Here is a 25,923-nt window from a genome sequence, read left to right as displayed (position 1 = left end):
GACGCCTCCACGAGGCATCCCGGCCGACGCCGTTCAGAGGGCCGACGCGGGCACGGTGAGCGTGTCGCAGCTCGTCGCACCCCGCTCGTAGCCCCGCTCGAACCAGTCCTGACGCTGCTCGCTCGTGCCGTGCGTGAACGAGTCGGGGTCGACCCGGCCGGTGGCGCGCTCCTGGATGCTGTCGTCGCCGACCGCGCTCGCCGCCGACAGTGCGTCCGCGACCTGGGCGCGGGTGACGGGCTCGAAGAACGTCTCCCCGTTCGCCGACTTAGTGGTCGCCGCGTCACCGACCCAGGCGCCGGCGTAGCAGTCCGCCTGGAGCTCGACGCGGACGCTGTCCGACGCGGCCCCGCTGCCGCTGCGGTCGGTCTCGGCGAAGGTGCCCTCGAGCTGCTGGACGTGGTGGCCCCACTCGTGCGCGACGACGTACATCTCGGCGAGCGGTCCGCCGGACGCCCCGTACGTGGAGCGGAGCTCGTCGTAGAAGTCCGTGTCGACGTAGAGAGCACGGTCGGGCGGGCAGTAGAACGGGCCCGTCGACGCCGAGGCCGTCCCGCATCCGGTGTCGGTCGACCCGGTGAACAGGAAGAACTCCGGCGTCGAATAGCTGACCCCGAGCTGCTCGGCCTCGGCGGACCAGTACGCGTCGAGGGACTCCGCAGCGCCCTCCATGCGGCAGTCGATGCTCGCGTTCGCGTCGCGACCGGTGCGGCACTCGGCGACCGGTGAGGCCTGCGCGCCGCCCTGCTGGATGGTCGTCAATCCGCCGCCACCGCCGACGACGCCGCTGAGGTCGACCCCGGTGAACTGTGCGATGAGGAACACCACGATCACGGTGCCGATGGACCCGCCGCCGATCGCCACACCACGACCGGGGCCGCGCCGCTTGACCTTGCCGCCACTGAGCTGCGAGTCGTCGTTGAACGTCATGGCGTCGAACCTACGGACATGGCGCGGGGGACGTGTGCACCGGTGCGACCGTCGGGCGTGGCGCGAGTAGACCGGGGGCATGCCGATCCTCGACGAGACCCACCCCTTGTTCCTGCTCGCGATGGACCAACGGTCCTCGCTCCTCGAGCACACCTACGACGAGGACTCCGGAGAGCCCGCGGACGAGGCCGAGGCCCAGCGCGTCCGTGCCGGCAAACAGCTCGTCTACCGTGGCCTGCTCACCGCCCTCGCCGCCGGTGCAGCGCGCGAGCACACGGGTGTCCTCGTCGACGAGCGGTACGGCGCCGACGTGGCCCGGCTCGTCAAGGAGGCCGGGCTGCAGCTCGCGATGCCGGTCGAGCGGTCCGGCCGCGAGTGGTTCGAGCTCGAGTACGGCGACGACTGGGTCGCCCACGTCGACGCGTTCGACCCGGACTGGGTGAAGGTGCTCGTGCGGGACAACCCGGCGTTCGACGCCGAGCACCGTGCGCAGCAGGCCGCCGCGCTCGCCGACGTCGCGGCGACCCTGCACGACGCGGGCCGTCCGTTCCTCGTGGAACTGCTCGTCCCGGCGACCGACGAGCAGCGCGACGCGGTCGAGGACTACGACCGCGACCTCCGCCCGGACCTCGTCGTGCAGGTCCTCGAGTACCTGCAGGACCACGGCGTCGAAGCCGACGTGTGGAAGCTCGAGGGGCTCGACCGCACCGAGGACGCCGAGCGCGTCGTCGCCGCCGCCCGCCGCGGTGGTCGGGACGCCGTCCGGTGCATCGTCCTCGGGCGGGACGCCCCCGAGGAGCAGCTCGACCACTGGCTGCGCACCGCGGCGCCGGTCGACGGGTTCGTCGGCTTCGCGATCGGACGGAGCAACTGGGAGGAGGCGCTCGAGGACGTCGTCCGCGAGCACCTCGACACCGAGGCCGCCGAACAGCTCATCGCGGCCAACTACCGCCACTTCGTCGACACCTGGCTCGAGGCCCGCAGAGGGATCGAGCACGGTGTGGACGCGGGCGCCGTCTGAGCTGACCGGACCCGGCCGGTCGACGCGGGTCAGGTGCGGACCAGCGGCTCCACGGACGCCAGGTCCGCGCCGATCCCGACGTCCACCAGTTCGATGCGCCCGGCGAGCGTCGCCGCCGGACCGCGGAGGAGCCCGGCCTTCACCCCGCCGAACGTCACGGTGACGTCGGCGTGGAGCACGTGGTCGTCCGCGATGCCGCCGGTGTCCACGTCGATGCCACTCGGCACGTCGACGGCCACGACGAACGGGGCCCGCTGTTCGCGTGCGAGCTCCCGGAGCGCCGCGACGACGTCGCGCGCGGGGGAACGCAGCGGTCCTCCGCCGCCGATCCCCAGGATCCCGTCGAGCACCAGGTCGGCCTCGAGCGCCGCCTCCCGCGCGACCGACGCGAGCCGTTCCCCCGCCGGGGGCGTCGCCGCACGCAGGATGTCGGCGGCCCCCGCCGCCGAGGGCACCGGGCCGCCGTCCGCGGGGTCGTCCAGGAGGCGCGCCCCGGCCTCCCGGGCTGCGGCCAGGCCCGCCTCGTGGACACGGGAGCCGACGCGGAGGACCGTCACGTGCCTCCCGGCCGCCGCCAGCCGCGCAGCGGCGAACAGCGCGTCACCGCCGTTGTCACCGCTGCCGACCAGGACGAGGACGGAGCCGGGGCCGTCCCCCGGGCGGATCGCGGGGTCGTCGAGCAGGTCCGCGACGATCGCGGCGAGCCCGTCCGCGGCCCGCTGCATGAGCGGCTCACCCGCCTCGAGGTGGGGGCGTTCCGCCGCTCGGATCTGGTCGCCGCCGTAGCCGTCCATACCGGCCACTGTGGCCCCACTACCCTGGACGGGCCATGTCACTCGTCCCCGAAGCGCCCCGTCCCCGCGTCGTGATGTCCCCGGACGGTCTGCCGCTCGCCACCTACGACTTCGGCGATCCCGACGCGCCCGCGGTCCTCGCCGTGCACGGCTTCGCGTCCGGGGCCGTCCTCAACTGGCACGCCTCCGGCTGGACCCGCGACCTCGTCCGCGCCGGCCACCGCGTCCTCGCGTTCGACCAGCGCGGCCACGGCGCCAGCGGGAAGCCGCACGAGCCGCACAGCTACTCCATGGACCTGCTCGTCGACGACGTCACGGCGGTGGTGGACACCTACCTGCTCGACGACGTCGCGTTCCTGGGGTACTCCCTCGGCGCCCGGGTCGGGTGGCACGCCGCCGAGCGGATGTCGGACCGGATCTCGCGCGCGGTGCTCGGCGGGATCCCGGACGCGGACCCCATGCGGCGCGTCCGCGTCGACCAGGCGTGGGCGTTCATCACCGACGGCACCCCGGTCGAGGACCGCGTCACGAACGGGTACCTCACGATGGCGGCGAACGTCGAGGGCAACGACCTCCGCGCGCTCGTCGCGATGGTGGAGGGGATGCGCGACAGCGTCGAGCCGACGCCGGCGAACGCGCCGACGCAGCCGCTGCTGCTGGCCGCCGGCAGCGAGGACGGGATCAAGGACAGCGCGCTCCGGCTCGCCGAGGCAGCGCCGCACGCGACCTTCGTCGAGATCCCGGGGCGCAACCACTTCAATGCCCCCACGTCGCGGCACTTCCGGGAGGCGGCGATCGCGTTCCTGGGGCAGGGGCGGTAGCGGGGCGCTCGCGTCTGCAGACCGTTGACCGGTACTCGTGGACCCTTCCGCCGTCGAGGGGGCGCGGCGTAGCGTCCGCCGCATGGACTACAGACTCCTCGGCAACAGCGGGACAGTGGTGTCGTCGCTGACCCTCGGCACCATGACGTTCGGCAGCGAAGCTGACGAACCGACCTCCCACGCCATCATCGACGCCTTCGTCGCGGGCGGTGGCACGTTCATCGACACCGCCGACGTGTACTCGGGCAACGACTCCGAGCGCATCATCGGACGCTGGCTCCGCGACCACCCCACCGACGCGCAGCAGGTGGTGCTCACCACGAAGGGGCGCTTCCCGCAGGGCGACGGCCCGAACGACCTCGGCCTCTCGCGCCGGCACCTCCGCGTTGCCCTCGACGCGTCGCTGGAGCGGCTCGGCGTCGACCACATCGACCTCTACCAGATGCACGCGTGGGACGCCCTCACCCCGATCGAGGAGACCCTGCGCTTCCTCGACGACGCCGTGTCGGCCGGCAAGATCGGCTCCTACGGGTTCTCGAACTACCTGGGCTACCAGGTCACGAAGGCGGTCTACGAGGCCCGTCTGCACGACTGGGCGCCCCCGGTCACGCTCCAGCCGCAGTACAACCTGCTCGTCCGCGACATCGAGCACGAGGTCGTGCCCGCCTGCCTCGACGCCGGGATCGGGCTGCTCCCGTGGTCCCCGCTCGCCGGTGGCTGGCTCTCCGGGAAGTACCAGCGCGACGAGGCCCCGACCGGGTCGACCCGACTCGGTGAGGACCCGAAGCGCGGCATGGAGGCGTGGGAGGCCCGCAACGCCGACGAGCGCACGTGGAAGGTGCTCGACGCGGTGTCCGCCGTCGCGGACGCGCACGGCGCCTCGCGCTCCCAGGTCGCCCTGGCCTGGCTCCTCGCCCGGCCGGCGGTGACGAGCGTCCTCCTCGGCGCACGGACCGTCGAGCAGCTGCAGGACAACCTCGGCGCCGCGGACCTCGTGCTCGACCAGGCCGAGCTGCAGACGCTCACCGAGGCGAGCGCTCCCCGCATCGACGACTACCCGTACGGCACGGCCGGCGTCGCCCAGCGCGAGCGGAAGACCACCGGCGGTCGCTGACGGCGCCAGGCGGTCGCCGGGGCCCCGCCTTCGCGGCGTGCCCCGGTGACGCGTGGGGCCTACCGCGCCGCACCGGGCCGCCGCGCCGCGGCATGCCAGGTGGGGCCGCCGTGCCGGGGTCGGGCCGCCGGGACGGGCCCTGGCCGCCGTGCTGCGCCGGGGTGCGGCCGCCACGCCGCCGCCCGGCCTCCTCGGTGGGAGACGCCCGCGGCCTGCGTAGGATCTCGGGGTGCCCAGTCGCCGCGCCCCCTGGTCCCCTGACCGCCGGTCGGTCGACGACCCCGACGCGGCACGAGCGCTGACCGACGATCGCGCCACGGACGGTCCGGTCCAGCACCGCGGAGCGCCGCACCACGCAGCGCAGCACCGCGGACCACTGGCTCGGCGAGCGCTCGACCGCGGCGTGCTCGACCGGGCGTGGCTGCGCGTCACGGCCCTCGTGCTGCTCGCGGTCGCGGCCGCCTACCAGTGCTTCTGGCGCATCGGCGCCGACAACATCGGCGGGGACGAGGCCACCTACGTCAAGGCCGGCCTCGCGTACGTGCACGGGGCGTTCGACCAGAACCGCGAGCACCCACCGACCGCCAAGTACCTGTTCGGCCTCGCGCAACTGGTCGGTGGGCCGGGCGCCGTCGCACCCCGGGTCCTGGTCGCGTCGCTCGTCGTCCTCGGTGCGGCGGTCATGTTCGTCTGGCTGCGCGCGGAGGTCGGCTTCTGGTCCGGGTTCGCGGCCGCCGCACTCTGGACCATCGCCCCTCGCGGCGGTGCCGGTGCCCGCCTGGACCGGGTGGCGCTGCTCGACCCGGTGATGGTGTTCTTCGCCCTGGCGGCACTCTTCGCGATCTGGGTGTGGATCCGTACCGACCGCTGGTGGTGGGTGCCCGTGTCGGCGGTGCTCATGGCGGCGTCGGTCACGTCGAAGGCGTCGACCCTCGTGCTGCTGCCGGTCTTCGTCCTGGCCCCGGTGTTGTTCGGCCGGTGGCGTGCGCTCGTCGTCGGCGGAGCGGTGTGGGCGGCCACGTTCGTCGTCACCGTCGTCGCGCTTTACGCCCCCATGGGGATGCGCTCCGCGGTGCAGTACATGCTCACCTTCCAGTCCGGACAGAACGAGCACGGACACCTCATCTCGATCGCCGGCCACACGTACCAGTTCGCTCCGTGGTGGGCGAACTGGTGGTTCCTGCTCCGCGGGGTCGGCGCGCCCGTCGTGGTGGTGCTCGCCGTCGCCGTGCTGCTCGCGGTGGTCGTGCGTCCGGGCAGGCTCGTGCTGTTCCTCCTCGCGCCGCTCGTGCTGCTCGTGGCGTTCTACTCGCTCGCCGCCGAGATCGCGCTGCCGACCTACTACGCGGCGTGGATGCCGTTCATCGTGATGCTCGCCGCCGTGGGGCTCGGGCAGCTCGGCCGCGTGCGGCCGCGGTGGCTGACGAGCAGCATCGCCGTCGTGCTCGTCGTGGTGACACTCGTCGGGAGCATCCCGACCGCGCGGACGATCTGGGAGGCGCGTGCCACCGGCGTCGCCCGGCTGCTCCCGCTCCTGCGGCACGAGGGCATCCGGGACGGTCAGGTCTTCTTCGGCGCGATCACCCCGAGCGACTACGACCAGTACGTCGGGGACCGCGGGGTCCGGGACGTGGTCGATGCACCGTTCGTCGCAATCGTGGTCGGCCGGGACCGTCGCTTCCCGCTGCCGCCGGAGGTGCAGGAACTGCTGACGTCCGAGCGGTCGTCGTTCGAGCGGGTGCGACTCGACCGCGTCGTGGCGTGGATCCCGGACGGGGAGATCGTCCGGACGTCCGACGGTGGGCTGACCGTGCGGCGCTGACCGTCGGGCGCTGACCGTCGGGCGCTGACCGTCGGGCGCCGCCCCGGTGTGGGTGGCCGTGAGCGACGGCTCCGCCTTCGGCTGCACGGGAAGCCGTGATCTGGGGCCGGCAGCGGGACTTGAACCCGCAACCCCCGTATTACAAGTACGGTGCGCTACCAATTGCGCCATGCCGGCTGACCCGCCCATCGTACCGGGCGGACACGACGACGGCGCCCGGGCCGCAGCCCGAGCGCCGTCACACCCGCCTACTCCTGCGCCGAGAAGTTGAGCGAGATCGAGTTCATGCAGTAGCGGTCGCCCGTGGGCGTCCCGAAGCCGTCCGGGAACACGTGGCCGAGGTGGCCGCCGCAGTTCGCGCAGCGGACCTCGGTGCGGGCCATGCCGAGCGAGTTGTCCTCGATGAGCTGCACCGCGTCGGGATCGACCGACTCGTAGAACGACGGCCAGCCGCAGCCGGAGTCGAACTTCGTGCCGCTCTTGAACAGCTCCGCACCACACGCCGCACACGTGTAGACGCCGGCACGCTCCTCGTCGAGGAGTTCACCGGTCCACGGGCGCTCCGTCCCGGCCTGGCGCAGCACGGCGTACTGGTCAGGGGAGAGCTCCTCGCGCCACTGGGCGTCGGACTTTTCGACCTTGTAAGCCATGTGCGTACCTCCTGGTTCCGACCGGGGCTCGTGCCCGCCGGTCATCGTGCGTCACACCAGTAAACTCCGACCGATGTCCGAGCATTCCGTCCGCCGTGCCCGCTGGGAGCACCTGACGACCGACGAACTGTACGACATCGTGCGGCTCCGGAACCGGGTGTTCGCCCTCGAACAGCGGGTCTCGGCCGAGGACTTCGACGGCCGTGACCGCGACCCGGACACCGAGCACTGGTGGGTCGGGGGCGCGGACGGACCGGTCGTCGGGTACCTCCGCCTGGTCCGGCCGGCCCCGGACGAGCCGCACCCCGCGGGGACCGCTGTGCCGACCCGCGTGATCGGCCGTGTCGCCACCCACCCCGACCACCGCGGCCAGGGCATCGCCGGCGGCCTGGTGGCGGCGGTGCTCGGGTCGCACGGCGCCGAGCCGTTCGTCCTGCACGCCCAGCAGTACGTCGCCGGACTGTACGAACGGCACGGGTTCGTCCGCTTCGGCGCCCCCTACGACGAGGCCAGCATCACCCACGTCGGCATGTACCGCCCCGGGGCCTGATGGACACGCGGGACCGCTACCGCGCCTACGCCGACCGGATCGACGGGGTCTCCCCGACGTACGCCGCCTGGGCGCGCTCGGTCGAGGGTCCGCTCGTCGACCTGCTCGACGCCGTGCCGGAGCCGAAGCGCCAGCCCGAGCTCCTGTTCGCGGTCGCGCGACGGCTGGGTGCCGACCCTGCTGACCCGGCAGCGCTCCGCGCACTCGGCCGGGAGGCCGGCCCCGCCCTCGTCGCGGCCCTCACCACCGCCACGGTGCAGGCCAACGACCCGCGACGGCTCGCCCCCGTCGTCCCGGTGCTCGCCGCGCTCTCGGCGGCCTCGGCGCGACCCCTCGGTCTGCTCGACGTCGGAGCGGCGGCCGGACTCTGCTCGATCCCGGACCGCGTGACGCTCGACCACCGGCTCGTCGACCGTGCGCGTCCGGCCGGTCCGGTCCCGGGCGGTCCGGTCCCGTCCGGTCTGTTCCCGTCCGGCCCGGGGCCAACGCAGCGCGGACGACGGAGCGCGACGGCGGGCGACCTCGTCCGGGTGCACACGGCGGTCGAGGGGCCCGCGGTGCACCTCGTCGCCGAGGTCGTGGGGACACCACCCGCTCCCGCGACGACCCCGATCCGGATCGGTGCCCGCGTCGCCCTCGACCCGAACCCGATCGACCCCGCGGCGCCGGACGCGTTCGCCCGACTCGTCGAGGCCGTCCCGCCCGAGGCGACGGACCGGACCGCCCTGATGCGGGACGCGCTGCGGGCAACGCTGGTCGAGCCTCCCGTCCGGGTCCGCGGCAGCGTGCCGGACGACCTCGACCGGGCCCTCGACGCCCTGCCGGACGACTGCGAGCCGGTCGTCATGACCACGGGGACGCTCGTCTACGTGCCGGGCGTTGGGCGGCAGCGCTTCGTCGACCGGCTCCGCGAGCGGGGTGTCCGCTGGGTGGCGCTCGAACGCACCGGTGTCCTCACCGGGGTCGCGGCGACCCTGCCGGAGGTCGTCGACCCCGCGGACCCGGACGCCTTCGCGACGCTCTCGCTCGACGGCCGGGCGCTCGCCGTGTCGGACGCCTTCGGCACCCGCGTCCGGTGGTCCGCCCCGCCCGAGGTGCTGGCGGAGACCGTGGGGTGAGCGGGTTCCGCGACAGTCCAGCACCGTGCCAGGGTCGACATGCCGCGCACCCCTACGATGTGCGAGACCTGCAACCCGTTCGCGATCGGACCAGCCTGTGACCGCCCTCCCCGCCGACGAGCTCACCGAGCTCGCCAAGCACGTGCTCGCGTTCGAGCACGACCGGGCGCGGCACGACCGGACGAAGGAAGCGGAGATCCGGGTCGAGTTCGACATGTCGCCGACGCGGTACTACCAGGTGCTCAACCGCGTGATCGACACACCGGCCGCCCTCGCGTACGACCCGCAGCTCGTCACCCGGCTGCAGCGGCTCCGCAGCGCCCGGACGAGCGCACGCGCTGCCCGCAGTTTCGTCGCGCCCCCGGCCGACCCCGAAGGACGTGAAGAGGAACGATGACGAGATTCCCGCGAGACCGGTTCGACGACGTCGCAGACGGCCCCCGGGTCGGCGCCCACCGTGGTGCTGCCCGCCGGGGTGGCGGGTGGGTCGTCTTCGCGTGGGCCGCACTCGCGACCGGCGTGCTGGTCGGCATCGGGGTCCTCGTCCTCGCCCTGCTGAACGGCAGCGTGCAGTTCACGGAGGGGAGTGGTGGGTCGACGGCGTCCGCGACCTCGACGCCCTCGGCCAGCGCATCCTCGGACTCGGACTCGGGTGCCGGCGCTGACGCGGACTCCGGGTCGGACGACGGGGGAGCGACGCAGTCGCCGTCGGCAGCGGCCGGCGCATCTGCTGCCGACCAGGGTGCGACGACGCTCGTCGTGCTGAACGGGACCTCGACGACCGGTCTGGCCGCGAACGCCTCGACGCGGCTCGGGACCGCCGGGTGGACCGTGAGTTCGACCGGGGACGCCGGGACGACCGGGGCGACCCAGACGATCGTCTACTACCAGCAGGAGTCGCAGGCGGCCGTCGCACAGGGCGTCGCGCAGGCGCTCGGGGTCAGCGCGGTGCAGCAGTCGGCGGCGTTCCCGAACGCGGACGTCTCGGTCGTGCTCGGCTCCGACTACACGGGCTGATCGGGGTCCGCGGCGGTCCTCCGTGGTCGTCGTGTTTCCGTCACGTTGCGGATCGGGGTGCTCCGCGTGAAATGCGTGTCACACCCCTTGCCGAAATGCCGTCCTTCGGTCAGAGTCACCAGTGGTCACCCCGTGATCGCGACGACGCCTCATGTTGCCGTCCGGGAGCGGGTGAGTCGACATGCGCTCGGACCCGGCGGTCACCTCGCGCGAGGAGGCCGTCGTTCGCAACAGCAGTACCGCAGGGAGCAAGGATCATGGCCAACGGAACCGTGAAGTGGTTCAACGCCGAGAAGGGCTTCGGCTTCATCACCGTGGATGGAGGGGGCCAGGACGTGTTCGTGCACTACTCGGCCATCGACATGAGCGGCTACAAGGTCCTCGAGGAGGGCCAGGCGGTGACGTTCGACGTCGGCACCGGGTCGAAGGGCCCGCAGGCCGAGTCGGTCCGTCCCGCGTAGTCGTCCGGAACCACTCGCGAACGCGCCGTCCCCTCGGGGGCGGCGCGTTCGTCGTCCGCCGGGACGCGGTGGGTCGACCTGTGGAGTGGGGCAGAGCCTCCCCACTGTGTTGCACTCTCGGGTGGCGAGTGCCAGAATCGGGCTTGGCACTCGGCCAGGCTGAGTGCCAGAACGACCCCGATGACGACGTCCGGGAGGGACGAAGAACTCACATGGCAAAGATCATTGCTTTCAACGAAGAGGCCCGACGCGGCCTCGAGCGCGGCCTCAACCAGCTGGCCGACGCCGTGAAGGTGACGCTCGGCCCGCGCGGCCGCAACGTCGTCCTCGAGAAGAAGTGGGGCGCCCCCACGATCACGAACGACGGTGTCTCCATCGCCAAGGAGATCGAGCTCGACGACCCGTACGAGAAGATCGGTGCGGAGCTCGTCAAGGAGGTCGCCAAGAAGACCGACGACGTCGCCGGTGACGGTACGACCACCGCGACCGTCCTCGCCCAGGCCCTCGTCCGCGAAGGCCTCCGCAACGTCGCCGCCGGCGCCGACCCCATCTCCCTGAAGCGCGGCATCGAGAAGGCCGTCGCGGCCGTCTCCGAGCAGCTGCTCGCCGACGCCAAGGAGATCGAGACCAAGGACCAGATCGCCGCCACCGCGTCGATCTCGGCCGCTGACCCGACCATCGGCGCGCTCATCGCCGAGGCAATCGACAAGGTCGGCAAGGAAGGTGTCGTCACCGTCGAGGAGTCGAACACCTTCGGTACCGAGCTCGAGCTCACCGAGGGCATGCGCTTCGACAAGGGCTACCTGTCGCAGTACTTCGTCACCGACCCCGAGCGCCAGGAAGCCGTCTTCGAGGACGCGTACGTCCTGATCGTCAACTCGAAGATCTCGAACATCAAGGACCTCCTGCCGGTCGTCGACAAGGTGATTCAGGCGGGCAAGCAGCTCCTGATCATCGCCGAGGACGTCGACGGCGAGGCCCTGGCCACGCTCGTCGTGAACAAGATCCGCGGCATCTTCAAGTCCGTCGCCGTCAAGGCCCCGGGCTTCGGCGACCGCCGCAAGGCCATGCTGCAGGACATCGCGATCCTCACCGGCGGCCAGGTCATCTCGGAAGAGGTCGGCCTCAAGCTCGAGAACGCGACGCTCGACCTGCTCGGTCGTGCCCGCAAGGTCGTCATCACCAAGGACGAGACCACGATCGTCGAGGGTGCCGGCGACGCCGACCAGATCGCGGGCCGCGTCAAGCAGATCCGCGCCGAGATCGAGGCGACCGACTCCGACTACGACCGCGAGAAGCTCCAGGAGCGCCTCGCGAAGCTCGCCGGTGGCGTCGCCGTCATCAAGGCGGGTGCCGCGACCGAGGTCGAGCTCAAGGAGCGCAAGCACCGCATCGAGGACGCCGTCCGCAACGCGAAGGCCGCCGTCGAAGAGGGCATCGTCGCCGGTGGTGGCGTCGCCCTCATCCAGGCCGGCAAGGTCGCGCTCGACGGTCTCTCGCTCGAGGGTGACGAGGCCACGGGTGCGAACATCGTGCGCGTCGCCATCGACGCCCCGCTCAAGCAGATCGCGTTGAACGCCGGTCTCGAGCCGGGTGTCGTCGCCGCTCGTGTTCGCGAGCTCGAGGCCGGCCACGGCCTCAACGCTGCGACGGGTGAGTACGTCGACCTCATCGCCGCGGGCATCATCGACCCGGCCAAGGTCACGCGCTCGGCGCTGCAGAACGCCGCGTCGATCGCCGGTCTGTTCCTCACGACCGAGGCCGTCGTCGCCGACAAGCCGGAGAAGACCCCGGCCATGCCGGCCGGCGACCCCACGGGTGGCATGGACTTCTAGTCCGTCCTGCCGGCAAGGGCCCTCGTACGCTGCGCGTGCGGGGGCCCTTCCGCGTGCGCGGCCGTGTTACGGCCGGTGCTGTGTCGCCGAGGTCGCACGAAGTGCCGCCTGCCTGCCTGCGGCGCGGCACATCGAGCGCCCTCGGTGATGCCAGCGCGGCGTGTCGTGCGACTTCAAACGGGTCATCAGGACCCCTTGCAGCCATCGCTCACGCCTGCCCTGCACTGGAGGCACGGAGGCAGCTTCCGTCCACAAGCTCGGGACACAGGCGGAGCACCGGACGCGGCTGCCCGATGCTGCGGTGATGGTGGAACCACGACCGCTGCCCGCGCCGTTCTCCGACGGCCCGTTCAGAGTCCGGGACGCTCTCGCGTCGGGGCTCGACCCGGGTCGGCTCCGCCGGATGGACCTGCAACGTCCCGTCCACGGCGTCCGGGTGGTACGCGGGAGCGACGCCACCATGGTCGACGTGCTCACGCCGCTCCTCCGGCCCGACCAGTTCTTCAGTCACACCACGGCTGCTGCCCTGTGGGGAGCACCACTCCCGCGACGCGTCCGAGCGGAGGTCCACGTCACCACCGCGGGGACCGCCGCCTTGATGCGGCGCCCCGGCATCACCGCGCATCGTGCTCGACCCGACGTTCCCACCGTCACCGCGTTCGGAACCCGTCTCAGCACGCCCGAGCGGAGTTGGTGGGAGTGCGCGAGCGTCCTGACCGTCAGGGAACTCGTCGCGGTGGGCGATGCCCTCGTCGGCAGGGGGTCGCTGACGACGATCGACCGCCTCGCGGCTGCCATCCGTCCGGGACATCGCCACGTCAGGGTGGCGCGAGCAGCGCTGGAACTCGTGCGGGTCGGAGCGGAATCACCGATGGAGACGTGGTTCCGTCTTGCGATCGTCGACGCGGGGTTCCCGGAGCCCGACTTGAACGTCGAGGTCTTCGACGCAGGTGGAGTCTTCCTCGGCCGGGTCGACATGGCCTGGCCTGAGCAACGCATCGCCTTCGAGTACGACGGTGACCATCATCGCGACCGGGACGTCTTCCACCACGACCACCGGCGTGACAACGGGTTCGTCGTCAACGACTGGTTGGTGGTGCACGCCACAGCGGTGGATGCAGCACGTCCCGCTCTGGTCTTCGAGCGACTCCGGCAGGCGTTCGCCGCTCGGAGTCGTGGCGCTTGATGTCGGCACCCAGGCCATGCCGTCCGTTTCCCCCCCGCTACCGTTCTCCTGAAGTCGCAGGACATGCCGCGGCCGATGCGCCGCGGTCGCGCGGACTGCCGCCGCACGGACGGTGAGCAGGCAGTTCGTGCGACCTCGGCGGGGAGCCGCCGACCGCCGACCGCCGCCCGGCGCGCGCGTCAGGACAGGGTGGGGGCCGCGGGGTCAGCGTCGCGGGGCAGGAGCGGGAGCCAGACGCGGAAGGTCGCGCCACCGCCCGGGGTGTCGAACACCTCGACCGACCCGTGGTGCGCGTGCACGATGCCCGACACGATCGCGAGACCGAGCCCCGAGCCGCCGGTGTCCCGCGCGCGCGAGGTGTCGGCACGCCAGAAGCGCTGGAAGATCTTGTCGCGCAGCTGCGGCGGGATGCCCTCGCCGTGGTCGATGACGTCGATGTGCGCCATGCCGCGGTCGTCGTCCACGCCGATGCCGATCTCGATCGGGTCGTCGTGCTCGGTGAACCGCATCGCGTTGCCCATCAGGTTCGTGATGACCTGCCGGATCTTGTTCTCCTCGGCCAGGACGATCGGCGGGCGCTTCGGCAGCACGATCGTCGGCAGCGGGGTGGTCTCGTCCGTCGGCTTCGCGTCGACGTTCATGGCCCGGGTCCGTCGAGCACGCAGTCTGGCGATCGTCTGCCGCGAGAACGCGATCGGCCCGGTGGTGTTGAGCGACGGCGACACCGGGGCGGGACCACCGGCCTCGCCGTCCGCTGCCGGCCCGAAGGAGCTGGCGGGGCGGACGGCCTGCGGGACGTTCTCGCCGGTCACGGCGTCCTCGACGAGGACCTGGATCTCGCGGTCCGGGTTCGAGGCCATCGTGTCGAGGGCCGAGTCGCGGGCGATGGCGACGAGGTCGACGGGCCCGAGCTCGAGGGGCTTCGACTCGTCGATGCGGGCGAGCTGGAGCAGGTCCTGCACGAGCAGGCCCATGCGCTGGGCTTCCTTCTCGATCCGGTCCATGGCCTGGGCGACGTCCTCCTCCTTGCGGAGGGCGCCCATCCGGTAGAGCTCGGCGTACCCGCGGAGCGACACGAGCGGCGTCCGGAGTTCGTGGGATGCGTCACCGACGAAGCGGCGCATCTGGTCGATGGTGCGCTGCCGGTCCTCGAAGGCGTCGTCGATGCGTTCGAGCATGGCGTTCAGGGACCGGTTGAGGCGCCCGACCTCGGTGTTCGGGGTGTCGGCGTCGAGGCGCTGGTTGAAGTCGCCGGCGGCGAAGCGGGCGGCCGTGTCCTCGACGTTGCGGAGCGGGTCGAACGTCGCCGTCACGAGGAGGCGCGTGAGCATCGCCCCGAGCAGGATCACCGCGATGCCGAAGAACAGGAAGATGACGGTGAACCGGAGGATGGTCTGGTCGGTGTCCGCGCTGGACACGGCGACGAGGACGTACCCGGTCTCGGTGGCGCCGTTCGACAGGTTCTGCAGGTTCGCGGGGATGACCTGGGCCCGCCACTCGTGGCTGTGCTGCCGGTCGTACAGGCTGAACGGATGCGCAGCCGACGCGGCGGCCGTGAAGTCCACGCGGGAGATGTCCGGCTGGGACGAGGACTGGGTGTCGCAGATCTGCTCGCCGTTGCCGTCGTACGCGGCCACGTAGGAGCTCTTCTCGAGGACGACGGACAGGTTGCAGTACTGCTCGCCGTCGCTGACGTTCTGCCCCTCGAGCTGCGAGCTCGTGGTCTCGACCTGCGTGTCGAGTCGCAGGTTGAGGTATGTGCTCAGGACGGTCATCGTGCCGAGGCCGGCGACGAGCAGGCCGAGGGCGACCAGGAGGACGGTGATCCCGGTGATCTTGGTGCGGAGGGAGATCCCGTCCCACCAGTGGCTCATTCGCTCGTGCATGCTTCCCCAACAGTAAGCGGCGGCCGTCGGGAAGATCCCGACGGCCGCCGACAGTCAGCTGTGCGACCTGCGCGGTCCGACGCTCAGGAGGCCTTGGTCGCCTTGAGCATGTAGCCGAACCCGCGCTTGGTCTGGATGATCGGCTCGGACGAGTACTGGTCGAGCTTGCGGCGCAGGTAGGAGATGTAGGACTCGACGATCCCGGCGTCGCCGTTGAAGTCGTACTCCCACACGTGGTCGAGGATCTGCGCCTTCGAGAGCACGCGGTTCGGGTTGAGCATGAGGTAGCGGAGGAGCTTGAACTCCGTGGGGGAGAGTTCGATCTGCGCGTCGCCGATGGTGACCTCGTGCGTGTCCTGGTCCATCGTGAGCTCACCCGCGCGGATGATCGCGTCCTCTTCGTCGTTCATCGTGCGACGGAGGATCGCCTTGATGCGGGCGACGATCTCGTCGAGCGAGAACGGCTTGGTGACGTAGTCATCACCTCCGACCGTGAGACCGGTGATCTTGTCCTCGGTGTCGTCCTTCGCCGTGAGGAAGAGGATCGGCGAGGTGTAGCCCGACGAGCGGAGGCGCTTGGTCACGCCGAACCCGTTCATGTCGGGGAGCATGACGTCGAGGATGATGAGGTCCGGCTCCTCCTCGAGCACGGCGGAGATCGCCTGTGCGCCGTTCCCGACCGCACGCACCGCGAATCCGGCGAAGCGCAGCGAGGTCGTGAGGAGATCGCGGATGTTCGGCTCGTCGTCGACGATGAGGATCTTGGGTCCGTCGGTCATGCGACCATCCTCTGACTGTTCCCTGGTTGCTTCCTGGGAGCACTTCGTGTGTTGGCCAGAGGTGGTCTGGAGTCCGGGTACTACGCCACGGCCGGGGCGATCTGGTCCGCGTCGAGGATCGTGTACGAGTACCCCTGCTCCGCGAGGAACCGCTGCCGGTTCTGCGCGAAGTCCTGGTCGACCGTGTCCCGCGTGACGAGCGTGTAGAACGACGCCGGGACGCCGTCCTTGTTCGGGCGGAGGAGGCGGCCGAGCCGCTGTGCTTCTTCTTGGCGGGACCCGAACGAGCCCGACACCTGGATCGCCACGGTCGCGTCCGGCAGGTCGACCGAGAAGTTCGCGACCTTGGACACCACGAGCACGTCGATCGAGCCCTCGCGGAACGCCTGGTACAGCCGCTCCCGTTCCTCGACCGGCGTCGCGCCCGTGATCTCGGCGGCGTCCAGGGAGGCCGCGAGCTCGTCGAGCTGGTCGATGTACTGGCCGATCACCAGGATCTGCTCACCGTGGTGCTTCTCGATGAGGTCCCGCACGACCGGGGTCTTGGCCGGTGAGGTCGCCGCGAGCCGGTACCGCTCGTCGTCGCTCGACGCCGCGTACTCCAGCCGGTCTTCGTGTGCGAGGTCGATCCGGACCTCGTAGCACTCGGCGGGGGAGATGTAGCCCTGGGCCTCGATCTCCTTCCACGGTGCGTCGTAGCGCTTCGGCCCGATCAGGGAGAACACGTCCCCTTCGCGCCCGTCCTCGCGCACGAGCGTCGCGGTGAGCCCGAGGCGACGACGTGCCTGGAGGTCGGCGGTCAGCTTGAACACCGGGGCGGGGAGCAGGTGCACCTCGTCGTAGACCACGAGCCCCCAGTCGAGGGCGTCGAGCAGCGACAGGTGCGTGTACGCGCCCTTCCGGCGGGCGGTGAGGATCTGGTAGGTCGCGATCGTGACCGGCCGGATCTCCTTGACGCTGCCCGAGTACTCGCCGATCTCGTCCTCGGTGAGGGTCGTCCGCTTGAGCAGCTCGGTCCGCCACTGCCGGGCGGAGACGGTGTTCGTGACGAGGATGAGCGTCGTCGCCTTCACGGTCGCCATCGCTCCGGCACCGACCAGCGTCTTGCCGGCACCACAGGGCAGCACGACGACGCCGGACCCCTGCTGGAAGAAGCTGTCCACGGCGTCGTGCTGGTACGGCCGGAGGTCCCAGTCCGTGGTGTCGAGGTCGATGTCGTGCGGCTGACCGGGCGTGTAGCCGGCGAGGTCCTCGGCGGGCCAGCCGATCTTCACGAGCTCCTGCTTGACCTGCCCGCGGGCCCAGGCCTGCAGCTCGACGGCCGTGTCCGAGCGGCGCTCACCGAGGAGCGGCTGGATGCGCTTGGACCGGGTGACCTCGGCCAGGAGCGCGGGGTCCGACGCGGTCAGCACGAGAGCGGGCTGCTGCTCGAGCTCCTCGGTCGGGGAGTTCGCGATGACGGGGGCGTCCTCGCGCTCCTCGCGCCGGATCACCAGACGGCCGTACCGGGAGACGGTGTCCTCGATGTCGACCGTGACGCTCTGCGGCACCGGGAACTTGGCGAACCGTTCGAGGGTGTCGACCATGGACGCGGCGTCGTGTCCGGCCGCCCGGGCGTTCCAGAGGCCGAGCCGCGTGATGCGGTACGTGTGCACGTGCTCGGGTGCCCGCTCGAGCTCGGCGAACACCGCGAGCGCGTGGCGGGCGTCCTCGGCGTCGGGGTGCGCGACCTCGAGCAGCACGGTGCGGTCACTCTGCACGATCAGCGGTCCGTTCATGACGGATCAGCCTAGGCGGCGCAGCTGGTGCGTCGCCCGGTTGTCCACAGGACGGCCGTCAGGCATCGCTCTCGATCGTGACCACGAGGGAGAGCGGGAGGGTCCGCTCGACGTCGACCGCGGTGTCCCTCCCCCGCACCCGACCGGCCGCGACCGAGGTCGGGACGATCGAGAACGGCTTCTCCGACCCGTCCGGCATCCGGACGGTCACGCGGATCGGCGTCCGACCGCGCACGGCCATGTCGATCTGGCGGGCCATCCACTCCTGCTCGGGTTCCGCGTCGCCGCGTTCCGTCGTCAATCGCAGCCGCTCCACCAGGGCGCGGGCCGCCTGCTCCGGTGAGCGGCTCGGCGTCCGCCGCCGGACGGGAGGCCCGGATCGCGTCTCCGGGCGGGCGTCGGCTGCGAGCACGGCCGGGTAGCGCTGGTCCTCGAGTGCACTGGCCACGACGTGCGGCGGGTACTTCGTCACGAGGGTCGTGAGGTCGGGCCGCTCCCACGCCAGCTGGCGGAGCTCGGCGTCGACCCCGACGAGGTCGAGCTGCTCGGGCGTCCCGTGCACGACCGACCCGAGGTCGCCCTCGCCACGGCCCACGACGACACTGCCGTCCCGGGTCGCGACCTGGTCGATGAGGTACGTGAGGGGCTGCGGGACGTCCGTGGCGCCGAGCCGGGTGAAGAGCGCCACGACCTCCTCGCGGGTCCGTCCGGCCCGGAGCGCCCGGCGGAGCGAGTCCTCGGACACCCGGTACCGAGCGGCGAGCCCCGGCGCCTCCAGGTCGGCGACGGCACGGAGGTCGTCGTCGTCGGCGGGCGACAGCGGACCCGGCGCGATGACCGTCAGGTCCGGCTGGAGGTACACGCCGTCGACCGTCCCCGGCAGGTCGGCGACCGCCGCGGCCAGAGCGGCGTCGCGGTCGTCGCCGAGCAGTGCGTGCCCGGTGGACGTCAGGCGCCCGGCCACCGCGAGCCCGAGGACACCCGCGGCGCCGGCCGCGTCGAGCAGGGCCGCGTCGAGCCAGCGCGAGCCGGCTGGGTACGCCCACCGGCCCAGCGCCACGAGGTCGGTGAGGTCGTCGTCCGCGAGCGTGAGGACCTCGACCACGGCGGGGGCGAGGGCGTCGCGCCAGTCGTGCACGAGCGATGCCCACCGCTCCGGCCACGTGGCGTGCAGCCAGGTCCGGCCGCGGTCCGAGACCGTCCAGGACCCGTCCACGGGGTGGGCGGCACCGATCCGGTCGAGCAGGGCGAGGCGGTCCGCGACCACGGCGGCGTCGGCCCCCGTGCGTTCGGCGAGCTGTCGAGCGAGGGGCGCTCCGATCCCGCCCTTCGCGAGCTCGCGGACGGCGCCGTCGTCGGCCGCGCGGAGGAGCTCCGCGAGCACCGTGAGCGTCTCGAAGGCGTGCTCCGCTCCGGTCGCGCGGGCGCGGGCGTCGTCGGTGCCGCCGTCGGCACCCTGCTGGGCGGCGGCTGCGGGGCGGACCGGAGCCGGGCCTCCCGGGCCGTCGGGGACGAGGTCCGGGCGGGCCGCGAGCCGGGAGGTGACCGCGTCGTCGACGGCGCCGTCACGGCCGACGAGCCCGAGTGCGACGGCCGGCGCGAGGTCCTCGGCGGGGCCCCCGTCGCGGAGTGCGACGAGCGTGCGGCGCGGGAGCCGTTCGACGGCGGCGTCCACCGCGTCGTCGGTGCGGAGCGCCTCGGCGAGGTCGAAGAAGTCCGCGATGTGCTGCGGTCCGGACTCGCCGAGCGCGGCGGTGGGGAGGGCGCGCGCGAGCACGAGCTGCTCGAGTGCGTCGTCGGGGAGCTCGCGCAGGCGTGCGGCGAGGTCCGTCGTGGTCGTCATCGTCCTCGGCCGGCGTCCGTGGCGGACGTCAGCGGGCCTCTGCGCGGTGCTGCCGGGCCTTGCGGGTCCAGGTGAGGGCCAGGAGCGCCAGCATGAGGACGAAGGCGACCGGAGGGCCGAAGTAGACGACGCCGAGGGCGACCGGCCAGATGCCGTCCCCGGGGATCTGCTTCATCGTCAGCCACCCAGTGATCATGACGATGAAGCTCGCCAGGATGAGGAGGACGATCCCACCGACCATGAACGCGAGTGTGCGTTCGGTACGATTGGACGTCGCCGGGGGTTCCGCAGCAGTGCGGGGGTCCCCGGTGGATCGGGTCGGCTTGGCCATCGGCCCAGGATATCCGACGCACCGCGGCCGTCCATGTATCGAGGAGTCCCAGCATGCCCACCGGCAAGGTCAAGTTCTACGACGACCAGAAGGGCTTCGGCTTCATCACCGGAGACGACGGCGACCAGGTCTTCCTGCACGCCTCCTCCCTGCCCGACGGTGTGGCCACGGTGAAGGCCGGCACCAAGCTCGAGTACGGCGTGGTGCAGGGCAAGAAGGGTTCGCAGGCGCTGACCGTGCGGATCCTCGAAGCGCCGGCGTCGCTCTCCAAGATGACCCGTCGCTCCGCCGACGACATGGCCGTCATCGTCGAGGACCTGGTGAAGGAACTCGACCGCATCAGCGGTGACCTCAAGCGGGGCCGCTACCCGAAGAACGGTGAGCGGATCGCCACCATCCTGCGACACGTCGCCGACCAGTTGGACGCGTGAACATGACCACCGACCTCACCGAGCTCGCCCGCGGCGCACTGCTCGAGATCACCCCCGAAGCCACCGTCGGGAGCCCCGTCGGCACCGTCGACGAGGGCGACGGCGTCGTCTCCGTCCTCTTCGCCAACCGCATGCCGGGGTACCCGGGGTGGCGCTGGACCGTCAGCATCGCCCAGGTCGAGGGTGACGAGCCCACCGTGCTCGAGGTCGAACTGATGCCGGGTGACGGCTCGTTGCTCGCGCCGGAGTGGGTGCCGTGGTCGGAGCGACTGGCCGAGTACCGGGCCGCGCAGGACGACGAGGAGTCGGACGAGGACGAGGACGAGGACGACTTCGACGACGAGGCTGACGAGGACGACGACGAGTCGGACGACGACGACGAGTCCGACGACGACGACTCGGACGACGATGACGAGTCCGACGACGACGACTCGGATGACGACGACGACTCGGATGACAACGACGACGAGGAGTCGGACGACGACGAGCCCGTCGCCCCGCCCGCCCGCACCCGTGGTCGTCGCCGCACCCGCCGCGTCCGTCCCGTCGACCCGGACGACGACCTGGACCTGGACCAGCTCGACGCCGGCGAGACCGACCCCGGCTTCCACCGGTCCTGACCCGTCGGTCCACCTCACGCAACGAGGGCGGTGTCGCGCAACGGAACACCGTTGCGTGACACCGCCCTCGTTGCGTCTCGCGGCGGCGGGGTCAGCTCGCCAGGGCAGCCACCACGTGGTCGATCGCCCGGGTGAGCTTGGTGACGTCGTCGGGGTCGATCGCCGTGAAGGTCGCGACACGGAGCTGGTTCCGGCCGAGCTTCCGGTACGGCTCCGTGTCGACGATGCCGTTCTGCCGGAGCGTCGCGGCCACGGCCTTGGCGTCGATCGAGTCGTCGAGGTCGATCGTCACGACGACCTGCGACCGGTGCGCCGGGTCGGTGACGAACGGCGTCGCGTAGTCGGAGGCCTCGGCCCAGTCGTAGAGCGTCGAGGACGACGTCTTCGTGCGGCCGTCGGCCCACGCCAGACCACCGGACTGGTTGATCCACCGCACCTGGTCGTCGAGGAGCAGCAGGGTCGTGATCGCCGGGGTGTTCAGCGTCTGGTCCAACCGGGAGTTGTCCACGGCGTTCTTCAGCGACAGGAACTCCGGGATGTAGCGGTCGGACGCGGCGATCCGCTCGACACGCTCGATCGCCGCGGGGGAGAACAGCGCGAGCCAGAGCCCGCCGTCCGAGGCGAAGTTCTTCTGCGGGGCGAAGTAGTAGACGTCGGTCTGGTCGACGTCGAACGCGGCACCACCGGCAGCGCTCGTGGCGTCGACGACGGTCAGTGCGCCGGGGTCGCCCGCGGCCCGGACGACCGGGGCCATGACGCCGGTCGAGGTCTCGTTGTGCGGGTAGGCGTAGACGTCGACACCCTCGACGATCTCGAGCTCGGCGCGGGACCCGCCCGGGGCCTCCACGACGTGCGGTGCCTCGAGCCACGGGGCGGCGGCGGCCTTGGCGAACTTCGACCCGAACTCACCGAAGGACAGGTTCTCCGCCCGGCGCTCGATGAGACCGAAGGCGGCGGCGTCCCAGAACGCGGTCGACCCGCCGTTGCCGAGCACGACCTCGTAGCCGTTGGGCACCTGGAACAGGTCGGCGAGGCCCTGCCGGACGGAGCCGACCAGGTCCTTGACGGGCTTCTGGCGGTGCGAGGTCCCGAGGACGGTCGCTCCGCGGGTGACGAGGGTCTCGAGCTGCGCTCCGCGGATCTTCGACGGACCACATCCGAAGCGGCCGTCGGTGGGGAGGAGGTCGGCTGGGATGACGATGTCTGCCATGGGCCGATCCTACCGACGGCCCTGCGGTCGCCCCCATGGACCGGCCGGACGGGGCGGGGCCGGGACGGGCCTCCCGGCCGGCGTCCGCGCAGAGCGCACGGTGTCGGTCCCGGTGCGTCGGCGCCAGCAAGTAGTGTGGGTCGGGCTGGGTCCACATCAGGAGAGGCGGAGGCGTGACCGATCTCGTCGACACCACGGAGATGTACCTCCGCACCATCCTCGACCTCGAAGAAGAGGGCATCGTCCCGCTGCGCGCCCGGATCTCGGAGCGACTCGGGCACTCGGGCCCCACGGTCTCGCAGACGATCGCCCGCATGGAGCGCGACGGCCTCGTCGTCGTCTCGGGCGACCGGCACCTGGAACTCACCGACACCGGTCGGTCCCGCGCCACGCACGTGATGCGCAAGCACCGTCTGGCCGAGCGGTTGCTCGCCGACGTGATCGGCCTCGACTGGGCCTTCGTCCACGACGAGGCCTGTCGGTGGGAGCACGTGATGAGCGAGCAGGTGGAGGTCCGCCTGCTCGAGATGCTCGGGAACCCGACGGAGTCCCCGTACGGCAACCCGATCCCCGGCCTCGCGGAGATCGGTGGACCCACGGCGGCCGGCTTCCTCGACGGGGTGCGCAACATCGTGGTCGCCACCGACGACACCGACGCGATCGCGACCGGCGTCATCCGCCGTCTGGGCGAGCCGGTGCAGTTCGAGCCGGAGCTGCTGCACCAGCTCCGCGCCGCCGGGGTCATGCCCGGACGCACGGCCAGCGTGCAGCGCGCGGGCGCCTACGTGGCGGTCCGCGTCGACGGCGAGGACGCCGGGATCGAGCTGCCGACCGAGGTCGCGCAGCACGTCTACATCAGCACCGACTGACGTCTCCTCGCCCGCCGCACCCAGGGGCAGGAACGGGCGTGCCCGTCCGTTCCCTGGACGCCCGTCGGACGCGGGTCATCGTCGGCGAGGACGTGCCGACGGCAGGACCGGACGGGCGGCGGGTGAAGGACGTGGTGGGCTCGCTCGAGATCAGCGGCAGGGACGACGTGCTCTGAGCGCCGTGCTCCGGCGATCGGAGCGGCGGTCCTGCTCACCGGCACGCCGGCGAGCCAGTCTGCGTCGCGGGGGAACTGCGACGCCGACCGGGGGAGGGACAGCGACGGACATGGAGTTCGACGCAGGCGACGCGAAGGCGCTCGCGCTGGGGTCCGCCGGCCTGCCGAACGCGGTCGACTCGGCCGGCAAGGTGCACGCCGAGCACGTCTACGTCGGCCAGGCACGGAACGTCCTCCCCGACGAGGCCGGACAGGGCGACCACCTCGCAGCGCTGGGACGCACGGCACCCGGGCACCACGTGGATCCGTCCCGAGAGGCCTTCGGTGCGACGGTCTTCGGGACGGACTCGAACCCGGCCGACGCGGCGGACCGCAGGCCGGTCCTCGACCACGACCCGCTCACCGGTGACAGGTCCGGCTACCTGGACGCCGACACCGAGTCCGTGTACAACGTGGGGCGGGTGACGACGGGGCACGAGGACGATGCGACCGCGTACCACCCGGAACCACCGACGAAGCGAGACCAGGACCTGATCGACGGGAGGCCCTGGTGGATGGCGGGACGATGACGACGACGACCACCGCTCGATGGACCACGGCGAGGCGCGCCGTCGCGGGCGTCCTCGTCATGACGGCCACCACCACCGTGCTCGCAGGCTGTGTCCTGCGGGGATCCGACACCGCAGCACCAGGACGAACGGAGCCGACCGTGGACGCCGACACCGCGAAGCAGCAGATGATCGAAGCCGTCGACGACGCCACCGAGCGACTCGGTGGGGAGTGGAAGGCGCGCACCGGCCCGGACTACCCGGAAGACTGCGAACTCGAGGACGGCACGGGAGGGGCGCAGTGGCGCTACCTGACCGGGAGCACGCTCGAGGGGTCGCCCGACGAGGACGCCACGCGCATGGAGGAGCACTGGAAGTCCCAGGGGATGCAGGTCGTCCGCCGCGAGTCGAGCGACGGTCCCGCGGTCATCGGCAGCGGTGGCGGGAAGATCGCGTCGATCAGCGCGTACGCGTACCCCGGGAACTACACCGTGCAGGCGGTCTCGCTGTGCTTCCCCGGCAACGCCGACGACATCGCCGAGGACCTCTCCGGCGAGTGACCTGTCGCCCGCCGACACAGCCCGGGCCAGGCGCTGCGTCGGGGTGCACCGGAGCCCGCGCTCCGGGGTACCTGCATCCCGTCCTCGTTCGCTGCGATCGCTCGGTGCAGGTGCCGGGCGTCACAGCACGAGGGTCCGTTGATGGACCGGGATCGCCGCGGTGAGCTCGCGCCTGGGTCCTCGTGGTGGGCGAACCATAGGGGGTACGGCCCCGGGGGACAAGACCTGAGTGGACGTACAAGAAGCAGCAGGCCATCGTGGTGACCAATTCCCTCGCTCTGACCAGGGGTTCTTCACCTATCCGTTACCAGGTCACGGTTTCGTCTCGACATGTCCGCGGTGCGCCCGTACACTCGTCGAGTCCCGCGAGCAGCGATCTCGGGACCCGTGGCAGGACGTCTCGTGACCCGTCTCCTGCCTCGATCGGAAACGATGACGAACGGATGGGGTTGCACGCGACCGTCCTCGACCGGGCGCGTGTCACGAGGCGCCCGAGACCCACTTGACCCACACCGGAACCGCCGCGGACGACCCGACCGCGAACCCGACGACCACCGGTGACACCGTCGCAGCTCCCCTGACCCGCAGGGCAGCACGCGAAGCAGCCGAGCGTGCCGCACGTCGCCCGCTCGCCCGCACGGCGTCCGCCCCGACCGCACCCCGTACGAGCGCAGCCCGTCCGGCAGCCGCCCGGACGCCCGCCACCCGCGCTGCCGCGACCCGTGACGGCCGCGCCCTCGGCGTCACCCGCGCGGCCGCTCCGTCAGCGTCGTCCCGCAAGCGCCGGTTCATGGCTCCCGTCGTCCTGGCCGTCGCGGCGGGGATGTTCGGCACGATGGCCGTCCCGGCCGCCTTCGCGACCACCTCCACGTCGCAGGCCGGAGCCGCGCAGACCGACGCGGCCTCCGACCTCGCGGTGCAGGCGCAGCAGTTCGACGTGTCCGCCGCGGCCGGCGCAGCCGACACCTCGCGCGACGGCTTCAGCGCCACCTCGACCGCGACCCTCGAGGCGCAGGCCGCCGCGAAGGCAGCGGCGAAGGCCGCCGCCGAGCTCGAGGCCGCTCGTGCCGCGAAGGCAGCGGAGTACGCCTACGACGGCAAGACGGCCGAGGACTACCTCGCCGACGACTCGACCGGAGCGGCCACGACCGCCTCGGCCGCCGACGCCGCGAACGCCGCCGCGACGAGTGCGGCACCTGCCGCGGGGACCCCGTTCTCGCTGCCGGCCGTCGTCGCCACGGCGAAGCAGTACATCGGGACGCCCTACGTGTTCGGTGGCGCCACCCCCGCCGGGTTCGACTGCTCGGGCTACGTCATGTACGTCTACGCGCAGCACGGCATCAGCCTCGCCCACTCGGTCACGCTGCAGGACCAGGCCGGCACCACGATCCCCGAGTCGGAAGCGCAGCCGGGCGACGTGGTCGTCTTCAACGACGACTCGCACGACGGCTTCTACATGGGCAACGGCATGATCATGGACGCCCCGAAGCCCGGCGGCTCCGTATCGATCCGCCCGATCTGGTCGAGCAACTACCACATCGTCCGCTTCGGGATCTGACACCCCGGACGACAC

The 25,923-nt window shown here is 71.7% G+C and carries 27 protein-coding genes and 1 tRNA gene; 18 read left to right on the top strand and 10 right to left on the bottom strand.

The annotated features are described in order from the left end of the window. Positions 1-33: 33 nt before the first annotated feature. A complete protein-coding gene (ypfJ, locus tag DEJ34_RS13650) occupies positions 34-930 on the bottom strand; it encodes a KPN_02809 family neutral zinc metallopeptidase (RefSeq protein ID WP_110911707.1) in 897 nt (298 codons plus the stop codon). A gap of 79 nt (positions 931-1,009) precedes the next feature. On the opposite strand from ypfJ, the gene DEJ34_RS13645 reads away from it, so the two are divergent. After that, positions 1,010-1,951 carry a 2-deoxy-5-keto-D-gluconate 6-phosphate aldolase domain-containing protein gene (locus DEJ34_RS13645; protein WP_110911706.1) on the top strand — a complete coding sequence of 314 codons (942 nt, stop codon included), beginning with the start codon at positions 1,010-1,012 and terminating at the stop codon, positions 1,949-1,951. Between the two features lie 29 nt (positions 1,952-1,980). Here DEJ34_RS13645 and DEJ34_RS13640 read toward each other — a convergent pair whose 3' ends face one another. Then, complete coding sequence (locus DEJ34_RS13640) at positions 1,981-2,745, bottom strand: NAD(P)H-hydrate epimerase (protein ID WP_110911705.1); 765 nt, start codon at positions 2,743-2,745, stop codon at positions 1,981-1,983. Between the two features lie 35 nt (positions 2,746-2,780). Between DEJ34_RS13640 and DEJ34_RS13635 the strand changes: the two genes are divergently transcribed. The 3 genes from DEJ34_RS13635 (at position 2,781) to DEJ34_RS13625 (ending at position 6,502) form a co-directional block, all read left to right on the top strand. Beyond that, complete coding sequence (locus DEJ34_RS13635; RefSeq protein WP_110911704.1) at positions 2,781-3,566, top strand: alpha/beta fold hydrolase; 786 nt, start codon at positions 2,781-2,783, stop codon at positions 3,564-3,566. An 82-nt stretch (positions 3,567-3,648) separates the two neighbouring features. Further along, on the top strand, positions 3,649-4,680 hold the full coding sequence (locus DEJ34_RS13630) for an aldo/keto reductase (protein WP_110911703.1): 1,032 nt from the start codon (positions 3,649-3,651) through the stop codon (positions 4,678-4,680). A 229-nt stretch (positions 4,681-4,909) separates the two neighbouring features. Beyond that, positions 4,910-6,502, top strand: a complete 1,593-nt coding sequence (locus tag DEJ34_RS13625; protein ID WP_181422269.1) for an ArnT family glycosyltransferase — start codon at positions 4,910-4,912, stop codon at positions 6,500-6,502. A 101-nt stretch (positions 6,503-6,603) separates the two neighbouring features. On the opposite strand, the gene DEJ34_RS13620 is transcribed toward DEJ34_RS13625, so the two are convergent. Together DEJ34_RS13620 and msrB are read right to left on the bottom strand one after the other, a co-directional pair. Continuing rightward, positions 6,604-6,679 (bottom strand) — tRNA-Thr (locus tag DEJ34_RS13620). 71 nt (positions 6,680-6,750) lie between these two features. Then, entirely contained in the window at positions 6,751-7,152 is a 402-nt protein-coding gene (gene msrB / locus DEJ34_RS13615; RefSeq protein WP_110900945.1) for a peptide-methionine (R)-S-oxide reductase MsrB, read from the bottom strand. 73 nt (positions 7,153-7,225) lie between these two features. Here msrB and DEJ34_RS13610 point away from each other — a divergent pair, with 73 nt between their 5' ends. The 7 genes from DEJ34_RS13610 to DEJ34_RS13580 all read left to right on the top strand — a co-directional run bounded on the left by DEJ34_RS13610 (position 7,226) and on the right by DEJ34_RS13580 (position 13,319). Next, positions 7,226-7,702 carry a GNAT family N-acetyltransferase gene (locus DEJ34_RS13610; RefSeq protein ID WP_181422268.1) on the top strand — a complete coding sequence of 159 codons (477 nt, stop codon included), beginning with the start codon at positions 7,226-7,228 and terminating at the stop codon, positions 7,700-7,702. After that, on the top strand, positions 7,702-8,820 hold the full coding sequence (locus DEJ34_RS13605) for a DUF2332 family protein (protein ID WP_110911701.1): 1,119 nt from the start codon (positions 7,702-7,704) through the stop codon (positions 8,818-8,820). Before DEJ34_RS13610 ends, DEJ34_RS13605 begins: the two co-directional genes overlap by 1 nt. Before the next feature lie 97 nt (positions 8,821-8,917). Next, the gene (locus DEJ34_RS13600) at positions 8,918-9,217 is read left to right on the top strand and encodes a DUF3263 domain-containing protein (RefSeq protein ID WP_220032726.1); all 300 of its coding nucleotides are present in this window, start codon (positions 8,918-8,920) and stop codon (positions 9,215-9,217) included. Next, positions 9,214-9,837: a LytR C-terminal domain-containing protein gene (locus DEJ34_RS13595; RefSeq protein ID WP_110911700.1), complete on the top strand. Its 624-nt coding sequence runs from the start codon at positions 9,214-9,216 to the stop codon at positions 9,835-9,837. Before DEJ34_RS13600 ends, DEJ34_RS13595 begins: the two co-directional genes overlap by 4 nt. Positions 9,838-10,094: 257 nt before the next feature. Further along, entirely contained in the window at positions 10,095-10,298 is a 204-nt protein-coding gene (locus DEJ34_RS13590; protein WP_022903461.1) for a cold-shock protein, read from the top strand. A gap of 212 nt (positions 10,299-10,510) precedes the next feature. Further along, positions 10,511-12,133: a chaperonin GroEL gene (gene groL, locus DEJ34_RS13585; RefSeq protein ID WP_110824093.1), complete on the top strand. Its 1,623-nt coding sequence runs from the start codon at positions 10,511-10,513 to the stop codon at positions 12,131-12,133. Between the two features lie 403 nt (positions 12,134-12,536). Next, on the top strand, positions 12,537-13,319 hold the full coding sequence (locus DEJ34_RS13580) for a putative endonuclease domain-containing protein (protein ID WP_284180685.1): 783 nt from the start codon (positions 12,537-12,539) through the stop codon (positions 13,317-13,319). A 179-nt stretch (positions 13,320-13,498) separates the two neighbouring features. On the opposite strand, the gene DEJ34_RS13575 is transcribed toward DEJ34_RS13580, so the two are convergent. From DEJ34_RS13575 to DEJ34_RS13555, 5 genes are all read right to left on the bottom strand, one after another. Next, entirely contained in the window at positions 13,499-15,205 is a 1,707-nt protein-coding gene (locus DEJ34_RS13575; protein ID WP_110824091.1) for a sensor histidine kinase, read from the bottom strand. Between the two features lie 83 nt (positions 15,206-15,288). Beyond that, positions 15,289-15,984 (bottom strand): response regulator transcription factor, encoded by a 696-nt coding sequence (locus DEJ34_RS13570; protein WP_058740468.1) that lies wholly within the window; start codon positions 15,982-15,984, stop codon positions 15,289-15,291. Positions 15,985-16,064: 80 nt separating this feature from the next. Continuing rightward, positions 16,065-17,762, bottom strand: a complete 1,698-nt coding sequence (locus DEJ34_RS13565) for a DNA repair helicase XPB (RefSeq protein WP_110900941.1) — start codon at positions 17,760-17,762, stop codon at positions 16,065-16,067. Positions 17,763-17,820: 58 nt separating this feature from the next. After that, the gene (locus DEJ34_RS13560) at positions 17,821-19,605 is read right to left on the bottom strand and encodes a helicase-associated domain-containing protein (RefSeq protein WP_110911698.1); all 1,785 of its coding nucleotides are present in this window, start codon (positions 19,603-19,605) and stop codon (positions 17,821-17,823) included. 28 nt (positions 19,606-19,633) lie between these two features. Beyond that, on the bottom strand, positions 19,634-19,846 hold the full coding sequence (locus tag DEJ34_RS13555; RefSeq protein WP_110824087.1) for a hypothetical protein: 213 nt from the start codon (positions 19,844-19,846) through the stop codon (positions 19,634-19,636). A 143-nt stretch (positions 19,847-19,989) separates the two neighbouring features. Between DEJ34_RS13555 and DEJ34_RS13550 the strand changes: the two genes are divergently transcribed. Beyond that, complete coding sequence (locus tag DEJ34_RS13550; RefSeq protein ID WP_110824086.1) at positions 19,990-20,367, top strand: cold-shock protein; 378 nt, start codon at positions 19,990-19,992, stop codon at positions 20,365-20,367. 2 nt (positions 20,368-20,369) lie between these two features. Beyond that, entirely contained in the window at positions 20,370-20,987 is a 618-nt protein-coding gene (locus tag DEJ34_RS13545) for a DUF3027 domain-containing protein (RefSeq protein ID WP_110911697.1), read from the top strand. Between the two features lie 91 nt (positions 20,988-21,078). Here the strand turns inward: DEJ34_RS13545 and serC are convergent, their stop codons facing one another. Continuing rightward, complete coding sequence (gene serC / locus DEJ34_RS13540) at positions 21,079-22,197, bottom strand: phosphoserine transaminase (RefSeq protein ID WP_110911696.1); 1,119 nt, start codon at positions 22,195-22,197, stop codon at positions 21,079-21,081. 173 nt (positions 22,198-22,370) lie between these two features. Here serC and DEJ34_RS13535 point away from each other — a divergent pair, with 173 nt between their 5' ends. The 5 genes from DEJ34_RS13535 to DEJ34_RS13515 all read left to right on the top strand — a co-directional run bounded on the left by DEJ34_RS13535 (position 22,371) and on the right by DEJ34_RS13515 (position 25,908). Then, the gene (locus tag DEJ34_RS13535) at positions 22,371-23,066 is read left to right on the top strand and encodes an iron-dependent transcriptional repressor DtxR (RefSeq protein ID WP_110824083.1); all 696 of its coding nucleotides are present in this window, start codon (positions 22,371-22,373) and stop codon (positions 23,064-23,066) included. Between the two features lie 38 nt (positions 23,067-23,104). Then, positions 23,105-23,242, top strand: a complete 138-nt coding sequence (locus DEJ34_RS13530) for a hypothetical protein (RefSeq protein ID WP_181419630.1) — start codon at positions 23,105-23,107, stop codon at positions 23,240-23,242. Positions 23,243-23,352: 110 nt separating this feature from the next. Continuing rightward, the gene (locus DEJ34_RS13525) at positions 23,353-23,811 is read left to right on the top strand and encodes a hypothetical protein (protein WP_110911695.1); all 459 of its coding nucleotides are present in this window, start codon (positions 23,353-23,355) and stop codon (positions 23,809-23,811) included. After that, positions 23,808-24,350, top strand: a complete 543-nt coding sequence (locus tag DEJ34_RS13520; protein ID WP_110911694.1) for a hypothetical protein — start codon at positions 23,808-23,810, stop codon at positions 24,348-24,350. The genes DEJ34_RS13525 and DEJ34_RS13520 overlap by 4 nt, the downstream gene beginning before the upstream one ends. A 502-nt stretch (positions 24,351-24,852) precedes the next feature. Further along, the gene (locus DEJ34_RS13515) at positions 24,853-25,908 is read left to right on the top strand and encodes a C40 family peptidase (RefSeq protein WP_110911693.1); all 1,056 of its coding nucleotides are present in this window, start codon (positions 24,853-24,855) and stop codon (positions 25,906-25,908) included. The last annotated feature ends 15 nt before the right edge of the window (positions 25,909-25,923 follow it).

The sequence above is a fragment of the Curtobacterium sp. MCPF17_050 genome, assembly GCF_003224435.2.
GTDB lineage: Bacteria > Actinomycetota > Actinomycetes > Actinomycetales > Microbacteriaceae > Curtobacterium.
This window is presented reverse-complemented; position numbering and strand designations above follow the sequence as displayed.